Consider the following 16502-nt stretch of genomic DNA (forward strand, 5'->3'; position numbering starts at 1 on the left):
ACCGGGGCACGGTCTTCCGGTACAGCTTGGCAGCTGTAGAGCCCTCCAGCTGCTCGGCCCGGTCGGCGTCGGCGACGGCCTGATCGATGACGTGGTGCTTGGCTTCGTCGAATTCAACGTGCGTCCGGCTTCCTTCCTGGCGTGGGCTAGCGCGGCATGTTTGGACATCAGCTGTCCCTTCCGGCAAGCTCACGTTGGGTGTATTTAGAGCCAAGTGCCAGATCAGATCGAACGAAGTTAGCGCCTGAGGTGAGCCACAATTGCCCACAATCTAAGGAAATCCCCCGTGGGATTGCGTTTCTAACGTGCCAACCTGGGCACCTCGCCAGCGCCGCTGGGAACCAGCAATGCCATTAGGGTCGAGGCGGGAGCGCCGAAAGCCACCCATCCGAAAGCAACTCAAGCAACTGCCCGTCCGGATCGCGAATCATCGCCATCGCCTCGGTCACCGTCGCGTCGACCACCGCTCCCCCAAACTGCGCAACCTTCTCCAACGCGCCGGGAAGATCGGACACCGAAAACGAGATATGCGTCAGCCCAATCTGATCCATCACGCGTTCCGACCCCGCATGAACCTGACGCTTCGAGTAGTCCATGAGTTCGAGCACAAACCCGTCGCGCACCAAGTAGGTCGCGTGCACCCCGAGCGGCTCGGGAAGCTGCACCAGCTTCGCGGTGGGGCCGTCGGGCGGATCGAGCTCCCACCAGAACTGAAACCCCAGCACGTTCTCGTAGAACCGCCGCGACCGCTCGCGATCGGAGACGCACAATCCGACATGGTTGAAGGTCGTCCGGTGACTGCTCATCGCGGCCTTTCTCGACGGAACCCACGCGCGTAATAATGCAAAGATAGTGTAGATAGCCGAGCTCTCGTCGCGGTGGAGGACTTCCAGATGACAACCCGTCCCGACGTCACCGACGACGCGCTGGTCGACTTCGACCATCACTCCGACGAATTCAACCTCGACGAGCTGGCCATCAACGCCGGCCTCAGGCACAAGTGCCCCGTCGCCTGGAACACCAATTACGGCGGATTCTGGTTCCTCAGCAGCTACGACGCGGTCAGCCAAGCGGCAAGAGACGGCGACACCTTCGCCCACAAGTACGAGCCCAACTCCGCGGACGGCGTCGACTACCAGGGCGAGATGGGCGTCCCCCGCCCCGAAGGCCAACCGGCTCTGGGCATCGGCGAGATCGACGGCCCCTACCACCTGGCCCTCCGGCACGCCCTGGCCCCGTTCCTCTCACCCGGAGCCGTCCAGAAGCTCAAGCCGTTCATGGAACAAAAAGCCCACGAGTTCCTCGACCACAAAATCGCCGACGGACACATGGACCTCGTCCTCGACTACGCCAGCCCGGTCCCGGCGATCCTCACCATGAAGCTGATGGGCCTGCCCCTCGACAACTGGCACCTCTACGCCAACCTCTTCCACTCCGTTATGGCCATCCCCCAGGACAGCCCGGCGTACCTCGACGCCATCTCCCAAGTCCCCGCCATGATGCAAGAAGTCATCGACTACGCCGCCACCCGACGAGCCAACCCCAAAGACGACCTGACCAGCTTCCTCATCCAGTTCGAATTCGACGGCCAGCGCCTCACCGACGAGCAGCTGCTCAACATCCTGTGGAACCTCATCGCCGGCGGCGTCGACACCACCACCTCACAGACCGCGCTCACCCTGCTGCACCTGGGCACCCATCCGCAGCTGCGCCAACAACTCATCGACCACCCCGAGCTCTACCGCACCGCCACCGACGAATTCCTGCGCTACTTCTCGGTCAACCAGACCCTGAGCCGCACCGTCACGAAAGACGTCGAACTCCACGGCCATCACCTGCGCAAGAGCGACAAGGTCGTCATCAGCTGGCTCTCCGCCAACCACGACGAAGAGGAATTCGAAAAACCCGACGAGATCATCCTCGACCGAACGCCCAACCGGCACCTCGCCTTTGGGCTCGGGCCGCACCGCTGCATCGGATCTCACCTGGCGCGCCTGATGTCGGAGGTGATGGTCAGGGCGGTGCTCGACCGCATCCCCGACTACCACGTCGACGTCGACAACGTCCACCAATACCTCGGCAACCCGAGCATGACCGGGCTGGGCAAGCTGCCGGTCACCTTCACCCCCGGGGCGAAGTAGTCAGCCGCCCTTTCCGCCTTTGTGTTTCTTGCCCGGCGGGCCCGGGTGCGGCGCTGGCGGCGGCGGCAAGGGCTCTGCGGTGCTGCTGGGTGTCGTGGTCAGCATGGTCGTTGGCGGCGACGACGGTGTCGTGGTGTCGGCCGGCATCGGCGGCGGCGACGACGACAACGACGAGTCGAGCAGGAACAGCATCAAAGCGAGAACGAACAGGGCGATGATCGCCGCGATCCACAGTTTGCGCCGGGGCACGTCCGGATCCAGGCGCGCGCCGGCGGGCGTATATGCCGGGACGGGCGCCGTCATCACCCGGGTCCGCGGTCGGACCGGGGCCGGCATGACGGGAGCGCCGACCAGCGCGGCCCGCATCGCGCTGGTCTGGTCGAACCGCCACGCCGGGTCGCGCGCCATCGCGCGTTCGATCGTGTCGACGAGGCCCGGCGGCAGATCGGGGCGCAGCGCGGCAAGCGGCGGCGGCGACTCGTGCAGGATCGCGTGCGCCAGTGGTCCCAGGTCCTCCTGCGGGAACGGGCGCCGCCCGGCCAGCGCCTCGTAACCCACCACGCCGACGGAATACAGGTCGTCCGCCACGGTGGCCGGCTTGCCCATCAGCCGCTCGGGACTCATGTAGGCCATGCTGCCGACGACCTCGCCGGTCCGCGTGTAGGCGGCGCCGGCCGTCTTTGCGATGCCGAAATCGGAGAGCTTGGGTTCGCCCGTGGCGGTGAACAGGACGTTGCCCGGCTTGACGTCGCGGTGCAGGATCCCGACGCGATGCGCCTCGGCCAGGGCGTCCAGGACACCGCCGAGGACGGCCAGCACGAACCCGCAGGGCAGCGGCCCGCGCGCGATGTGGTCGGCCAGCGACACCCCCGGCAGCCGCTCCATCACGATGAACGGCAACCCGTCGTGCTCGCCGACGTCGTGCACCACGACGACGTGCCGGCCGGTCAGCTGCGCGGCCGCCCGCGCCTCGGCCTCGAACCGCGGCCGGCTTTCCGGCCGGGCCGTTAACGCCGGGTCGAGCAGCTTGATCGCGACTGGGCGGCTCAGCTTCAGGTCCCAGCCGTCACGGACCTCGGCCATCGCCCCGCGGCCGAGGACGCCGCGCAGCTCGTAGCGGCCGCCCACGACCACAGCGGCCGCGTGCGACTGAGTTCCCTGGAGCTCCATGTCCCGCCTGTCGGAAAGGGTGGCCCCCTTGCCGGGTCGGGATAACCCCCGGCGACGCGCCCTAAACACCAGATGTGCTACACGCCGTAGCGCATCTGTGCTACGTTAGCGATCATGGCCACACCGCTTAGCCAACGCGAATTGCGAAACGACAGCGGCGCGATCATGCGCCGCGTGCAACAAGGGGAGCGCTTTACGGTGACCCGAAATGGCATCCCCGTCGCAGACCTGGTGCCGCACAGCGAATCCGGACCTGATCGACCACCGCGCTTTGTTCCGGTCGCGCAAATCGCCGCGGGCACAAGTCAACTCCCCGATTGGGACAGCGCACGGTTCAGTCGTGAGCTCGAAGCGCTCGACGACGCGGTCGACGACAGCGAGGCCGACAAATGGCGCGCCACATGACCCGACTCCATGAGCGGGCGCTTCTCGATACCTCCGTCGTCATCGACTACCCGGCAAGCGCGGTCGCCGCGCACGCAGCCACTGCCGCGGTCAGCACCATCACGCTTGCGGAGTTGTCCTATGGCCTGCACACCGACGATCCACTCCTTAACGCCGCACGCGAGCAGCGCTATCACTGGATCATCAGTACCTTCGATCCCATCCCGTTCGATACGCGCGCCGCGCGCATCTATGGCGCGCTGTGTGCCACGGTCCGAGCCGTCGGCCGCGACCCGAAGCCGCGGAGATTCGATCTCCTTATCGCGGCGGTCGCCGTATCACTGGGCGTGCCGCTCATTACCCGCAATGAAGCTGATTTCACGGGTATTCACGAAAGCTTGACGATCATCGCTGTCCGGTGAGCCACACGGGATTCGTCAGCGCAACCATCGCGCCGAGCGGGCGCCGCGGCGCCTCGCGGACCTCCAGCCGCGCGAACCGCGCCGACGGGGCGTCGACCTCCCACCGCAGCATCGTCCGCGCCGACCCGCGCACCGCAGCCCGGCCGACGCAACCCTCCGCGGTCACCAACGCGGCCGTCGTCCCGGCGGCCCCGGTGAGCATCGCGGTGACGGTCACCGGCGTTTCAGGAGGCACCCGCAGCGTTTCGCCGATACCGGCCCCCCGGCCCGCGCACGACGCGGTGAATTCCACTGTCACACCGCGTGATCGCGCGATGTACGAGCGGCCGCGGCGCAACCCGTCGACCAGAGCGGGCGTCGACAGCTCCCGCGCGTACACGACCGTCTGCGGCGAACCGACCGGGTGCCGATGCGCATGCGAGTCGCTGCCGCCGACCGCAACAACCCGGCGGCCCTGACACAGCAGCCGCTGCCACATGCGCAGCGACACCTCGTCGTCGAGATTCCACCGGCCGTTCCACACCTCGAGCCCGTCGACGTGATCAAAACCGAACTCCCACAACGACCCCGGCACCGGCGCGGCGGGATGCGCCGCAAAAACCAGCCCACCGGCCGAGCGAACCTCCGAAGCGAAGCGCGGCAACACCCCGTCGCGCGGCGCGTACCGCCAGTCGACCCAGCCGCCCGGCGGCAGGCCGACGGCCAGCCAATGGCCGTGCCGGGTGGTGACCTCCTCGCCGGGGATCACCAACAGCCCACCGGTGCGGCACGCCGGCCACACCCGGTTGGCGGAGTTCGTGTTGTGGTCGGTGGAGACGAAGCGGTCATGCGACGTAGCAACCCGGATTCGCCGGACGCCCAGCGGCACCTCGAACGGCAGGTACGCCCACTGGTCGATCCCGAACCCGAAGCGGCCCGAAAACGACAGGTGAATCGCCTGGGCCTCGCGTTGCTCGGTCGCGATGCTCACAGCCGTCCTCCCCGATCGGTACAAGACCCAGCATCCCGCACGAAGGCCTAACCACCCGTGACTTCGACGCGAACGCCCGCCGTCGATTACTTGACCAGTGGTCAAGTTGGGGTCAGGGTCTGGGTATGAGCATCGACGACGAGCCCGTCACGACGCTGGAGGACCTCAAAACCGATCTGGCGGGCCGGCACAAATGGACACCGAGTGGCGGCGCGTCCGTCGACCCCGCGATCGTCGACGCCGACATGGCCGCCCTCGACCGCGACGGCTACGTCATCTGGGAAAACCTGCTCGGCGCCGACGAGTGCGAGCGGATCCGCGACACCGTCGGCCCCATGCTCGCCCACACCGGACGCAACTCCTTCGAGGGACGCCGCACCCAGCGCATCTACAGCGTGCTGAGCCGCACGCGCGTGTGCGACCGGCTCGTCGATCACCCGCGGGTGCTCGCGGTGCTCGACCGGCTCCTGATGCCCAATTACCTGCTTTCGGCGTTGCAGGCCATCAACATTCAGCCCGGCGAGTCCGCGCAGCTGCCCCACCACGACGACGGGTTCTACCCGATCCCGCGGCCGCGGGCTCCCCTCGCCGCCGCGACGATCTGGGCCATCGACGACTTCACCGCCGACAACGGCGCCACCGTGCTATTCCCCGGCAGTCACCGCTGGCCCGCGCGCCGACCCGGCCCGGACGATCCCTCGCTGCCCGTCGTCATGCCCGCCGGCTCGTGCGTGTTCTTCGTCGGAACGCTGTGGCACGACGGCGGCGCCAACACCACCGACCGCGCGCGGCTCGCCATCACGGCCCAGTACTGCCAACCGTGGCTGCGACCGATGGAGTCATACACGCTGTCGATGCCGCGCGATGTCGCCCGCACGGTGTCTGATGACATTCAACGGATGATCGGCTACAGCATCCACCCGCCGTTCGTCGGCAACGTCGACGGCCTGCACCCGCTGCGCCTGCTGGAGCGGCCGTGAGCGACATTGCGGAACGGTTCGCCGACATCGTCGGCGAGCACCACTTCCTGACCGGCGACGCCATCCCCGAGGACTACTGGCACGACGAGGTGCTGACGACGCCGCCACAGAAGCCGGCGTACGTGGCCAAACCGGCCACCGCCGAAGAGGTTTCGCGGCTGCTCAAAACAGCCAGCGACAACACGATCCCCGTCACCGCCCGCGGCTCCGGCAGCGGCCTGTCGGGCGCGGCGGTCCCCCGCGCCGACGGGCTGTTGATCTCCTTCGAGCGGATGAACGCGATCCTGGAGGTCGACACCACCAACCAGGTCGCCGTCGTGCAACCTGGGGTGACGCTGACGGAGCTGGACGCCGCGACCGTCGACGCCGGGCTGAGCTACATGGTGCACCCGGGCGAGCTGTCGTCGAGCGTCGGCGGCAACGTCGGCACCAACGCCGGCGGGATGCGCGCGGTCAAGTACGGCATCGCCCGCCACAACGTCCTCGGGTTGCAGGCGGTGCTGCCGACCGGGGAGATCATCCGCACCGGCGGCAAGATCGCCAAGGTGTCCACCGGCTACGACCTGACCCAGCTGATCGTCGGCTCCGAGGGGACCCTCGCGCTGGCCACCGAAGTGATCGTCAAGCTGCACCCGCGCCTCGACCACGCCGCCACCGTGCTCGCCCCGTTCGCCGACTTCGATCAGGTGATGGCGGCGGTGCCCCGGGTGCTGGCCAGCGGGCTCGGGCCCTACATCCTCGAATACATCGACAACATGACGATGGCCGCCCTCGTCCACACCCAGAACCTCGAACTCGGCGTCCCCGACGACGTCCGCGACAGCTGCCAGGCGTATCTCGTTGTGGCGCTGGAGAACCGCACCGCCGACCGGCTGGGCGAGGACGTCGAGCGGGCCGGTGAGCTGGTGGTCGAGCTGGGCGCCGTCGACGCCTATGTGCTGGAAGGTGTTTCGGCGCGCAAGCTGATCGAGGCGCGCGAGAAGGCGTTCTGGACGGCCAAGGCGATCGGCGCCGACGACATCATCGACACCGTGGTGCCGCGCTCGGCGATGCCGAAGTTCCTCGCGGGCGCGCGGAGCCTGGCGGCCGAGGCGGGCGGCGCCGCGGCGGGCTGCGGGCACGCCGGCGACGGCAACGTGCACCTGGCCATCATCTGCAAGGACCCGGCGAAAAAGAAGCAGCTGATGACCGACATCTTCGCGCTCGCAATAGAATTGGGCGGCGCGATCTCCGGTGAGCACGGCCTGGGCCGCGCCAAGACCCCGTACTTCCTGCAGCTGGAAGACCCGGTCAAGGTCGACCTGATGCGCCGCATCAAGCAGAGCTTCGACGCCGCCGGCATCCTCAACCCCGACGTGCTGTTCGGCGCGGGCTAGCGACTTTCAGACGCTCGGATCAACGACGATCACGTCCGGCCCGAACGTGCTCAACGGCGTCCTCGAAGGAAACGCGGCCACCACGGTGACCGGCGAGGCGGCCCAAAACCTCGTCCAGAGTGGGCTGATTCGCCTCCGCGATGAGACGGCATCGAAGGTATTCCTGCAGGGACTGATGCGCGCGTGCGGCCCTCTCGCGCAAAACTTGGAGGGTGTCCTCCGGGACGTCGTTGATCCGGACGCTAGGCATGGCGCCAGTATGCACTCATTATCCGACGTCAAATCCCATGCATCACAAGAAGTCACGGATATGCCAATGTGCCCGCCTCACAGCGGCAACTGAAGGCGCCGGTGGTTCGCCGTCGGAAGTTGTCGCTGTGAGGCGGGCACGAAGGGTGCCGCTTCCGCTAGAGGCCAGTGTGGCCAGTGTGACTCACACGGCCGATGCGTAGTCCAGCACCGGCTCCGACGAGTCGACGTGGCCGTTGCTGATGATCCGCAGCCGATCCGGGCGCACCTCATAGCGAACGCCGTTCTCCGGGTTGGTCACGTCGAACCCGCCGGAAGACCGGACGGCGTCGGTCAGCTCGATGTGGGCGCCGTCGCGGATGCGCTCGCCGCGGTAGTAGAAACTGCCCGGCGCGGTTTGGCACACCACCGCCAGCGACTGGGCGGTGCGCACCACCGCGGCCGGCGGATTGCCCGGCTCGCAGCGCGCGGTATGGCCCACGAACCCCAGCCCGTCGGCGCCCTGGACGGGCCGCGACAGTGACGGCGTCTGGGTCGTCGACGGCGCCGGGGGTGCCCCCGATGCGGTCGGAGGTGGCGAACCGCCGTGGTTTCCGAACAGAATCACCGCCGCCGCGATGACCGCCGCGACCACCAACAGGATCGCCGCCGCCCCGGCCACAACGGCGGGAGCCCGACCAAGAACCGGGCTGACCGGCCGCTGGGGCGAAGGCGCCGGCGGCGGATACGGGCTGTAACCGGTGTCGTCGGGGTTGGGGTAGACCGCCGAGAACGGCCGGGTGCGCGACGGCGGCGGCGGGTCCGACGGCGTCATCCCGAAAGCCGCCCGGGCCAGCTCCCCGGCGGACGCGAACCGCGCGGCCGGGTCCTTGGCCATCCCGCGGGCGATGACGTCGTCGAACGCCTTGTCGATCCCCCGGCGCATGATGCTCGGCCGCGGCGGCGGCGCGAACATGTGCGCGCTGATCAGCTGGGGAATCTCCGCGCCCTCGAACGGCGGTTGGCCGGTGAGGCACTCATAGAGCACGCACGTCAGGGAGTAGACGTCGGTTTGTGGCCCCACCCAGGTGCCGTTGAATCGCTCGGGCGCCATGTAGGCGCACGACCCGATCAGCGGTCCGCCGGCGGTCAGGCTCGGATCCCCACCGGCGTAGGCGATGCCGAAGTCGACCAGGTACGCGAAGTTGTCGGGCGTGAGCAGCACGTTCTCCGGCTTGACGTCGCGGTGCACCAGCCCGTCGGCGTGGGCCGCATCCAGGGCGGACGCCAGCTGCGCCGTGATCGCCGCCGCCTGCCCGGGGTCGAGCGCGCCCCGATCGCGCAGCAGGTCCTTCAGGCTGCGGCCGTCGACCAGGCGCATGTCGATGAACAGCACCCCGTCGATGTCGCCGAAGTCGTGCACCGGGATGACGTGCGGTTCCTGCAGCCGTGCGGCCAGGCGCGACTCCCGCCGGAAGCGCTCCTGGAAGACCGGGTCCGCCGCCATCTCGGGGCGCAGCAGCTTGAGCGCGACCATGCGGCCCTTGCGCGTGTCGTAGGCCCGGTACACCTCGCCCATCCCGCCCGAGCCGATCAGTGATCGCAGTTCGTAGGGCCCGAACCGGGCGCCCAGGCGCGCGCGGCGATGCGTCGACAACACGTCGACCAGGGTTCCCACATCGGGCGCGGGGATAACCCGGGGGCAACCGGGTCACATGCCGAAGTGGGTGCGCCCCACCGCCGCGACGGCCTCGGCCGGCCCGCTGACCTCGACTTTCGCCGCGGCTTGGCGCCCGAAGAGATAGAGGAGCAGCTCGCCCGGCGGACCGCTGAGAACCGCCGTCGGCGAGCCCGGCCGCACCAAAACCCGCTCCGACGTCCCGGCCCACACCACCTCGAGCCCGCACCCGCGCAGCCGCCGGCTCAGGAAGCGCCCGCCGCGGCGCACGTTTCGCCATAACCCGGCGTCCATGGCGGGCGTCAGGTCACGAACGCCGAGCCCGTTGGCCCGGCGCAAGTCCTCGTGGTGGACGAAGGACTCGTTGAGGTTCGCCATGCCGCGCACCCACCCGATCCGGAAGAACCCGATCGGCGGGCCGGACCGGACCAGCGCGACCAGCGCCGCGAAATCGTGCAAACGGGCCAAGCGAACCCGGCGCCGCTCGGCGAACCGCCCGAAGGGCCCCGGCAGCACCAGGCACGGCCCACCGAGGAGATCGCGTTCGCGCTCCACGAGGTGGGCCGCGAGATCGTGCGCGGTCCACCCGTCCAGCAGCGTGGGCACCGACGGGCCGAGCTCGTCGAAAGAATCGCAGAGCTTCACGCGCTCCTGGGCGTCCAGCGGCACATCGGCCATGCCTGCAGGCTATCCGCTTGGCGAACAAACCTTGAGCGCGATTGCCAGGCATTGGAACATGAGACCCGAAGGTGCCTGAACATGACGCGTTACCGGCTCCGGACAACGGCTCCGTCGCAAGCGACGACGGAGGTCCAATTTCGTCTCAAATCCACCTAGGGAGGCATTGATGTCTTTTGTGACCACTCAACCCGAAGCGCTGACCTATGCGGCGGGCAAGCTGCAAACCCTGGGCTCGGCCATGGCCGCCGAGAGCGCCGCCGCGGCGGCCCCGACCACGGGACTGATACCCGCGGCGGCCGACGAGGTATCCGCCTTGCAGGCAACGATTTTCGCCGCATACGGCAGCCTGTACCAGTCGGTCAACGACCAGGCCACGGCGATCCACGAGTTGTTCGTGAACACGTTGGGCGCCAGCGCCGGCGCGTACACGACCACCGAGTCCCTCAACTCGGTGGCCACCGCTTCGCCCTTCTCGCAACAGATCTCGGGCCTGTTCGGCGCCGCCGCCAACGCGGCGCAGGCCGAGCCGCCGCCCGGCAGCGCGCTCGCCAACATCGTCAACATCGGGACCGGCAACTGGGACTCCGCCGCGTCGGACCTGCTCGGGCTGTGCGGCGGCGGTCTGCTCCCGGCCGCCAACGAAACCGGCGAAATGGCGGCCGTCGCACCGGCCGGCGCCGATGGAACGGTGCTGGCGGGCGCACCGGCGCCGGTAGCACCGGCTGGCCTGGGCGCCCTTCCCACGGCGCCCGGCTTGGGCCAGGCCATAGCACCCAGCTGGGTTGCGGGCACCGGGCCGGCCAGCCCCGGCGCGGTGACCACCGCGGGCTGGACCGCGCCCGCGGCCCAAAACGCGCCCGCTACAACCGTTCCGGCCGCCGTCCCCGCGGTGGCGACGGCCGGGAAGGCCGCCGGCTTGGGCGCGCCGCGCTACGGCGTCAAACCCACCGTGATGGCACGCCCGACGGGCGTCTAGGGAAGGGATGGGCAATGGATTTCGGAGCGCTACCCCCAGAGATCAACTCCGCACGCATGTATGCCGGCCCGGGCACGGCGCCGATGATGGCCGCCGCGGCGGCCTGGAACAGCCTGGCGGCCGAATTGGCTTCCACGGCAGCCGGATACGAGTCGGCCATCACGGAGCTCACCGGCGAGTGGCTGGGGCCCGCGTCGGCGTCGATGCTCGCGGCGGTCCAGCCGTACGTGGCGTGGCTGAACGTCACCGCCGGGCACGCCCAGCGCGCGGCGTCGCAGGCGACGGCATCAGCCGCCGCCTTCGAGACGGCGTTCGCCGCGACGGTGCCCCCGCCGGTGATCGCCGCCAACCGAGCCCAGTTGGCGGCGCTCGTCGCCACCAACTTCCTCGGCATCAACACCCCGGCGATCATGGCGGCCGAGGCCCACTACGCCGAGATGTGGGCCCAGGACGCCGCCGCCATGTACGGCTATGCCGCCTCCTCGGCGGTGGCCGGGATCCTGAATCCGTTGACGCCACCGGCACCGACGGCCACCCCGGCCGCCCAGGCCGGACTGATGCAGGCCATCTCCAGCTTGCCTAATGCCGTTGCGGCACTGGCCTCCCCGGCCGCCGCGGTACCGGCGCAGGCGACGCCCATCCTCGGCAACGAGTTCGTCGCCAACGCCATCAACGGCGCGGTGAACAGCACCGCGTGGTGGGTCATGAACACCATCCCGGTGTCGGCGAACCTCAGCCGCGCCATCAACGCCGCCCCGGCGACCGCTCTGGCCACCGCCACCACGCCCGCCGTCACGGTCGCGGTGGCACCGGCCGGCGTAACCGGCTTCGGTGGGGCGCCGGTGCTGGCGGGTTTGGGTCAGGCGTCCACGGTCGGTGGCCTGTCGGTGCCGGCCAGCTGGTCCGCCGCCGCACCGGCGGCGAGTTCCGCTGCCTCGGCCGGCTCGGGCTGGGCCGTCACCCCGGAAGAAGCCACACCGATGACGGCGGTGCCGGCCGGGATGCCGATGGCCATGGCCGGGACATCGCAAGGCTTCGGCGGGCCCCGCTACGGATTCAAACCCACCGTGATGCCGAAGACCGTCCTCGCCTAACGCCGGTCACGGTGGCGACGCCCTGAGTTGGATCGGGTTGGTTTCGGTGTATCCCGCCGGTCGACCGCAGGCCGCCTCCTTGTAGACCTGCTGGTCCGTACCGGCAAGGGTCTTCGGGTCCCAGGTGATGTGGGCGTCGGCGGCGTAGGGAACCCTGACGCCGTCCGCGCAGCGCACGTTGTCAAACATGTCGAGCACCCATTGACCGTCCACCAACTGCGCCCGGCTGATTCCACTGCCGGCCTTGATGTCGATGCATCCCTCGCCGCAGGGGTTGACGTTCCAATCGGTCACATAGTTATGGCCGGCCTTCGTCTCGGTGAAGACGTAATGGCCCATCATCTCCGGGGCGCCCGACGCGGGCGGCGCCACCGGGCCGACAGCCACGACGGCGGCCAGGACCGCGACCGGGGCAATCGCGTGCGTGAGGTCCATGTACTGGTTTTACTCCCTTTTCCACCTCGTAAGGTGGCCGTATGCAAAAAGCTCGGCTCATTCACCACCTGCGACAAATCGCATCGCTGGTGGTCACGGCGGTAACGGCCACGTCCACCCTCAACGCGTACCGGCCGCTGGCGCGCACCGGATACCCGTCGCTGTTCTCGTGGATGTTCGGCCTGGTCGTCACCGAGTTGCCGCTGCAGACGATGGCCAGCCAGCTCGGCGGGCTGGCGCTGACGTCCCGGCGCCTGAACCGGCCGGTGCGGATCCTCGCGTGGATCACGGCGGCCATCTCGGCGGCCGGCCTGCTGAACTTCAGCCGCGCCGGCCACCAGGCCAACGTGCCGCTCAACAAGGCGCTCGACGACGCCCTGGGACCCTCCCGGCGCACCGACTCCGAGGGCCTGTGGCGCCGACCCAGCGGCGCCGGCACCGCCAAGACGCCCGGCCTGCTGCGCATGATGCGGATCTACCGCGACTACGCCCACGACTCCAACATCAGCTACGGCGAGTTCGGCAGCGCCAACCACCTGGACATCTGGCGGCGCCCCGACCTCGACCCGAACGGCAAGGCCCCGGTGCTGTTCCAGATCCCCGGCGGCGCCTGGACGACGGGAAACAAACGCGGACAGGCGCATCCGCTGATGAGCCACCTCGCCGAGCTCGGCTGGATCTGCGTGGCGATCAACTACCGGCACAGCCCGCGCAACACCTGGCCCGCGCACATCGTCGACGTCAAGCGCGCCCTCGCCTGGGTCAAACAACACATCGCCGACTACGGCGGCGACCCGAACTTCGTCGCCATCACCGGCGGTTCGGCCGGCGGGCACCTGTCGGCGCTGGCGGCGCTGACGCCCAACGACCCGCAATTTCAGCCGGGATTCGAAGACGCCGACACGAGAGTGCAAGCGGCCGTGCCGTTTTACGGCATCTACGACTTCACCCGGTTCGACGACTCGCTGCACGCGATGATGCCCGGGCTGCTGATCAAATCGATCATCAAGCAAAAGCCCTCGACCCACCTGCAGACATTTGAGGCCGCCTCGCCGATCCATCACGTCAACGCCGACGCTCCCCCGTTCTTCGTGCTGCACGGCCAAAACGACTCGCTGGCCTTCGTCGAGCAGGCCCGCGCGTTCACCACCAAGCTGCGCGACGCCAGCAACCAGCCCGTCGCCTACGCCGAATTGCCGTTGACCCAGCACGCTTTCGACATCTTCGGCTCGGCCCGCGCGGCGCAGGCCGCCGTCGCCGTCGAGCAGTTCCTGGCCGAGGTGTACGTGGCGCAGCTGAAGGCCAACGCGGCCTAACCGAGCACCCGGTCCACCACGCCGGCGATCATCGCCTCCGGGTCCTGTTCGATCCCGACGGCGCTCAGCTCGCCGCCGATGGCCAGCGAGGCGACGCCGTGCACCAGCGCCCACAGCGGCGCGGCAATCGCGCGCGGCTCGGCGCCGTCGGCGATCCCCGCGATCGCGTCGAGTAGATCGCCGAACGCGCGGTCCGCGGCCACAGCCAGGGCCGGGTGGTCGGCCTTCGAGATCTCCGACCCGAACATCACCCGGTAGTGGTCCGGATGCGCGACGGCCCAGCGCACGTAGGCACGGCCGAGCTCGACCACCCGCGCCTTAGGGTCCGACGCGGCGCCCGCGGCCGCGACCAGCGCGGCGTGCAGGTCGCCGAAGCCCTGTTCGGCGACGGTGGCCAGCAGTTCGGCCTTGTCGGCGAAGTGCCGGTACGGGGCCGCGGCGCTGACGCCGGCCCGCCGCGCGGCCTCGGTCAGCGTGAAGCCCTTCGGCCCCTTCTCCGCCACCAGCGACAAAGCGGCGCTGGTCAGCGCCCTTTTCAGGTCGCCGTGGTGGTAGCTGTCCCGCCGCGGCGCAGAAACTTTCCGTGCCATGTTGACGACATTAACATCATGGTCTATGTTAATGCTATTCACATCCCGCCACATCTCACCGAGGGACCGGACTCATGACCACCACCACTACCCACCGCGCCGGCGACAACGACCGGCAGAAGACGGCCGCGCGCCTGGGCCAGGCCCTCGCGCAGGGCTACCTCGAGCTGCCGGAGTACGAGCAGCGCGTGCACGAGGCGTTCCAAACGCAGACCACCGGCGAGCTCCGGGAGCTCGTCGCCGACCTGCCGATCGAGCGCATCCGGCGTGCCGACCCCCGCCGTCGCGCCGCCAAGGCCGCCGCGGCCCGCACGAGCGTGCGCATTCACTTCACCGCCTTCCTCGCGATGACGGCCGTCGTACTCGCCGTCTGGGCGGCGACCGGCGTCGCCTACTTCTGGCCGATCTGGCCCATCCTGGGCGCGGGCATCGGCCTCGTCAGCCACGCCCTGGCCGTCCGGCCGGTGGCGAAAACCGCGAAATATTAAGGGGTTTAGCCATGTCGCTAGCAGTCATCACCGGGGCCAGCTCGGGCCTGGGCGCCATCTTTGCCGACCAACTCGCCCAGCGCGGTCACAGCCTGGTGCTCGCCGGGCGGGACGAGAGCCGCCTTCGCGCAGTAGCGCAACGAATCAACCAGAACGTCGAACTCGTCGTCGGGGACCTCGGCACGAACCAGGGCACTACCGACCTGATCGACCACCTCGCCAACCGGGACGTCGACGTCCTGGTCAACAACGCCGGGGTCGGCACCTACGGCCCGTTCGCGGAAATAGACGCCGATCGCGAGCACGAGCTGGTCGGGGTCAACGTCGACGCGCTGGTGCGGCTGACCCACGCGGTGCTGCCGGGCATGCTGGCCCGCGGCCGCGGCGGCATCCTGAACGTGGCCTCCACCATCGCCTTTCAGCCCGGCCCCTACCAGGCGACCTATGGCGCGTCGAAGGCGTTCGTGCTGTCGCTCAGCCAGGCTTTGTGGGCCGAGACCCGCGGCAGCGGCGTCACCGTGACGGCGTTGTGCCCCGGCCCCACCCGCACCGGGTTCGTCGGCGCACTCGGGTCGGACGTCTCGCATACCGCGATCTACAAACACCTCGCCGAGCCGGAACCCGTCGTCGCCGCCGGCCTGAAGGCCCTTGCCCGCGGCAAGGCCGTCGCCGTACCCGGCTGGCGCAACCGGTTCACGTCCACGTTCAGCCACGTGATGCCCGGTTCGCTCTCCGCGCGCGTCACCGGGCGGATGCTGCAACCGACCTAGCCCAGGATCGGGAAGCGGCGCTTGCGCGCCAGCTCGTCGAGGCCCTTCTGCATCAGCCCGCGCACCAGCGCGTCGAGGTGCTCGACGTCAGGAACCTCGCCGAATTCGGCGGCGATGTGGATCGGCTTGAGCACCTCGGTGACGATCTTGGTGGGCAGCGGCACGTTGACCGGAGCCAGGACGCTCAGCCCGAACGGCCACCCGAAAGTTATTGGCAGGATGTCGGTTCGGAAGAACTTGCGCTCGAACTTGGTGAGCCGCAGCAGCCGCGACAGCCACGCGCCGCGGCTCAGGTACAGCTGGCCCTCCTGCCCGCCGATGGACACCGCGGGCACGATCGGCACCCCCGCCTCGACCGCCGTGGTGACGTACCCGGTGCGGCCGCCGAAGTTGATGACGTTCTCCCGCATGCTCGGCCGGTAGACGTCGAAATCCCCGCCCGGGAAAACCAACACGACGGCGCCGGACGCCAGTGCCTTCGCGGCGTTGTCGCGCGTCGCGCGGATCACCCCGGTGCGGTTGAGGAATTCACCGGCCGGCCCGGCGAAGATCGTGTCGAACCCCAGCGCAAAGAGGGGCCGCTCATAGCCGAATTTGTCGTAGTAGTCGACGGCGACGACGGACAGGTCGAACGACGTGAGGCCGCCGGAATGGTTCGACACCACCAGCGAGGCGCCGGGCGGGAGGTTGTCCAGGCCGCGGACTTCGGAGCGGAAATAGCGCTTGACGATGGGCCGGCTCAGCGCGACGACGTGCTCGGTCAGGCCGCGATCCCATTTGTCGATATCGCTCATTCACCGATT

General features: G+C 69.0%; 18 protein-coding genes. 10 read left to right on the plus strand and 8 right to left on the minus strand.

Translation table 11 applies throughout. The annotated features are described in order from the left end of the window. Positions 1–353: 353 nt before the first annotated feature. Complete coding sequence (locus tag A5673_RS00615; RefSeq protein WP_068226554.1) at positions 354–806, minus strand: VOC family protein; 453 nt, start codon at positions 804–806, stop codon at positions 354–356. An 87-nt stretch (positions 807–893) separates the two neighbouring features. Here A5673_RS00615 and A5673_RS00620 point away from each other — a divergent pair, with 87 nt between their 5' ends. Continuing rightward, positions 894–2141, plus strand: a complete 1248-nt coding sequence (locus A5673_RS00620) for a cytochrome P450 (RefSeq protein WP_068226654.1) — start codon at positions 894–896, stop codon at positions 2139–2141. Here the strand turns inward: A5673_RS00620 and A5673_RS00625 are convergent, their stop codons facing one another. Continuing rightward, the gene (locus A5673_RS00625; protein ID WP_068226555.1) at positions 2142–3311 is read right to left on the minus strand and encodes a serine/threonine-protein kinase; all 1170 of its coding nucleotides are present in this window, start codon (positions 3309–3311) and stop codon (positions 2142–2144) included. 114 nt (positions 3312–3425) lie between these two features. On the opposite strand from A5673_RS00625, the gene A5673_RS00630 reads away from it, so the two are divergent. Together A5673_RS00630 and A5673_RS00635 are read left to right on the plus strand one after the other, a co-directional pair. After that, the gene (locus A5673_RS00630) at positions 3426–3716 is read left to right on the plus strand and encodes a type II toxin-antitoxin system Phd/YefM family antitoxin (RefSeq protein ID WP_068226556.1); all 291 of its coding nucleotides are present in this window, start codon (positions 3426–3428) and stop codon (positions 3714–3716) included. After that, positions 3713–4117 (plus strand): PIN domain-containing protein, encoded by a 405-nt coding sequence (locus A5673_RS00635; RefSeq protein ID WP_068226655.1) that lies wholly within the window; start codon positions 3713–3715, stop codon positions 4115–4117. The genes A5673_RS00630 and A5673_RS00635 overlap by 4 nt, the downstream gene beginning before the upstream one ends. Here A5673_RS00635 and A5673_RS00640 read toward each other — a convergent pair. After that, complete coding sequence (locus tag A5673_RS00640; RefSeq protein ID WP_068226557.1) at positions 4101–5087, minus strand: CehA/McbA family metallohydrolase; 987 nt, start codon at positions 5085–5087, stop codon at positions 4101–4103. The genes A5673_RS00635 and A5673_RS00640 overlap by 17 nt on opposite strands. Positions 5088–5212: 125 nt before the next feature. Here A5673_RS00640 and A5673_RS00645 point away from each other — a divergent pair, with 125 nt between their 5' ends. Continuing rightward, positions 5213–6067, plus strand: coding sequence for a phytanoyl-CoA dioxygenase family protein (locus tag A5673_RS00645; RefSeq protein ID WP_068226558.1), 855 nt, complete (start codon positions 5213–5215; stop codon positions 6065–6067). Beyond that, entirely contained in the window at positions 6064–7443 is a 1380-nt protein-coding gene (locus A5673_RS00650; protein WP_068226559.1) for an FAD-binding oxidoreductase, read from the plus strand. Before A5673_RS00645 ends, A5673_RS00650 begins: the two co-directional genes overlap by 4 nt. A gap of 433 nt (positions 7444–7876) precedes the next feature. On the opposite strand, the gene A5673_RS00660 is transcribed toward A5673_RS00650, so the two are convergent. Both A5673_RS00660 and A5673_RS00665 read right to left on the minus strand, forming a co-directional pair. Continuing rightward, positions 7877–9331, minus strand: coding sequence for a serine/threonine-protein kinase (locus tag A5673_RS00660; protein ID WP_068226656.1), 1455 nt, complete (start codon positions 9329–9331; stop codon positions 7877–7879). 51 nt (positions 9332–9382) lie between these two features. Continuing rightward, positions 9383–10027 carry a TIGR03085 family metal-binding protein gene (locus A5673_RS00665; protein WP_068226561.1) on the minus strand — a complete coding sequence of 215 codons (645 nt, stop codon included), beginning with the start codon at positions 10025–10027 and terminating at the stop codon, positions 9383–9385. A gap of 169 nt (positions 10028–10196) precedes the next feature. Between A5673_RS00665 and A5673_RS00670 the strand changes: the two genes are divergently transcribed. Both A5673_RS00670 and A5673_RS00675 read left to right on the plus strand, forming a co-directional pair. After that, positions 10197–11006: a PE family protein gene (locus tag A5673_RS00670; protein WP_068226562.1), complete on the plus strand. Its 810-nt coding sequence runs from the start codon at positions 10197–10199 to the stop codon at positions 11004–11006. 14 nt (positions 11007–11020) lie between these two features. Continuing rightward, positions 11021–12100 carry a PPE family protein gene (locus tag A5673_RS00675; RefSeq protein ID WP_068226563.1) on the plus strand — a complete coding sequence of 360 codons (1080 nt, stop codon included), beginning with the start codon at positions 11021–11023 and terminating at the stop codon, positions 12098–12100. A gap of 6 nt (positions 12101–12106) precedes the next feature. Here the strand turns inward: A5673_RS00675 and A5673_RS00680 are convergent, their stop codons facing one another. Next, positions 12107–12535 carry a hypothetical protein gene (locus A5673_RS00680; protein ID WP_068226564.1) on the minus strand — a complete coding sequence of 143 codons (429 nt, stop codon included), beginning with the start codon at positions 12533–12535 and terminating at the stop codon, positions 12107–12109. A 41-nt stretch (positions 12536–12576) separates the two neighbouring features. Here A5673_RS00680 and A5673_RS00685 point away from each other — a divergent pair, with 41 nt between their 5' ends. Beyond that, entirely contained in the window at positions 12577–13851 is a 1275-nt protein-coding gene (locus A5673_RS00685) for an alpha/beta hydrolase (protein WP_068226565.1), read from the plus strand. Here A5673_RS00685 and A5673_RS00690 read toward each other — a convergent pair. Continuing rightward, positions 13848–14441 (minus strand): TetR/AcrR family transcriptional regulator, encoded by a 594-nt coding sequence (locus tag A5673_RS00690; RefSeq protein WP_231970773.1) that lies wholly within the window; start codon positions 14439–14441, stop codon positions 13848–13850. The two genes, A5673_RS00685 and A5673_RS00690, sit on opposite strands and share 4 nt — an antisense overlap. Before the next feature lie 74 nt (positions 14442–14515). Between A5673_RS00690 and A5673_RS00695 the strand changes: the two genes are divergently transcribed. Both A5673_RS00695 and A5673_RS00700 read left to right on the plus strand, forming a co-directional pair. After that, positions 14516–14929, plus strand: coding sequence for a DUF1707 domain-containing protein (locus A5673_RS00695; RefSeq protein ID WP_068226567.1), 414 nt, complete (start codon positions 14516–14518; stop codon positions 14927–14929). A gap of 11 nt (positions 14930–14940) precedes the next feature. Then, a complete protein-coding gene (locus tag A5673_RS00700) occupies positions 14941–15699 on the plus strand; it encodes an SDR family oxidoreductase (protein ID WP_068226568.1) in 759 nt (252 codons plus the stop codon). On the opposite strand, the gene A5673_RS00705 is transcribed toward A5673_RS00700, so the two are convergent. Beyond that, positions 15696–16493, minus strand: coding sequence for a lysophospholipid acyltransferase family protein (locus A5673_RS00705; RefSeq protein ID WP_068226569.1), 798 nt, complete (start codon positions 16491–16493; stop codon positions 15696–15698). The two genes, A5673_RS00700 and A5673_RS00705, sit on opposite strands and share 4 nt — an antisense overlap. Positions 16494–16502: the final 9 nt, after the last annotated feature.

It is taken from the genome of Mycobacterium sp. E3198 (assembly GCF_001667015.1).
Lineage (GTDB): Bacteria > Actinomycetota > Actinomycetes > Mycobacteriales > Mycobacteriaceae > Mycobacterium.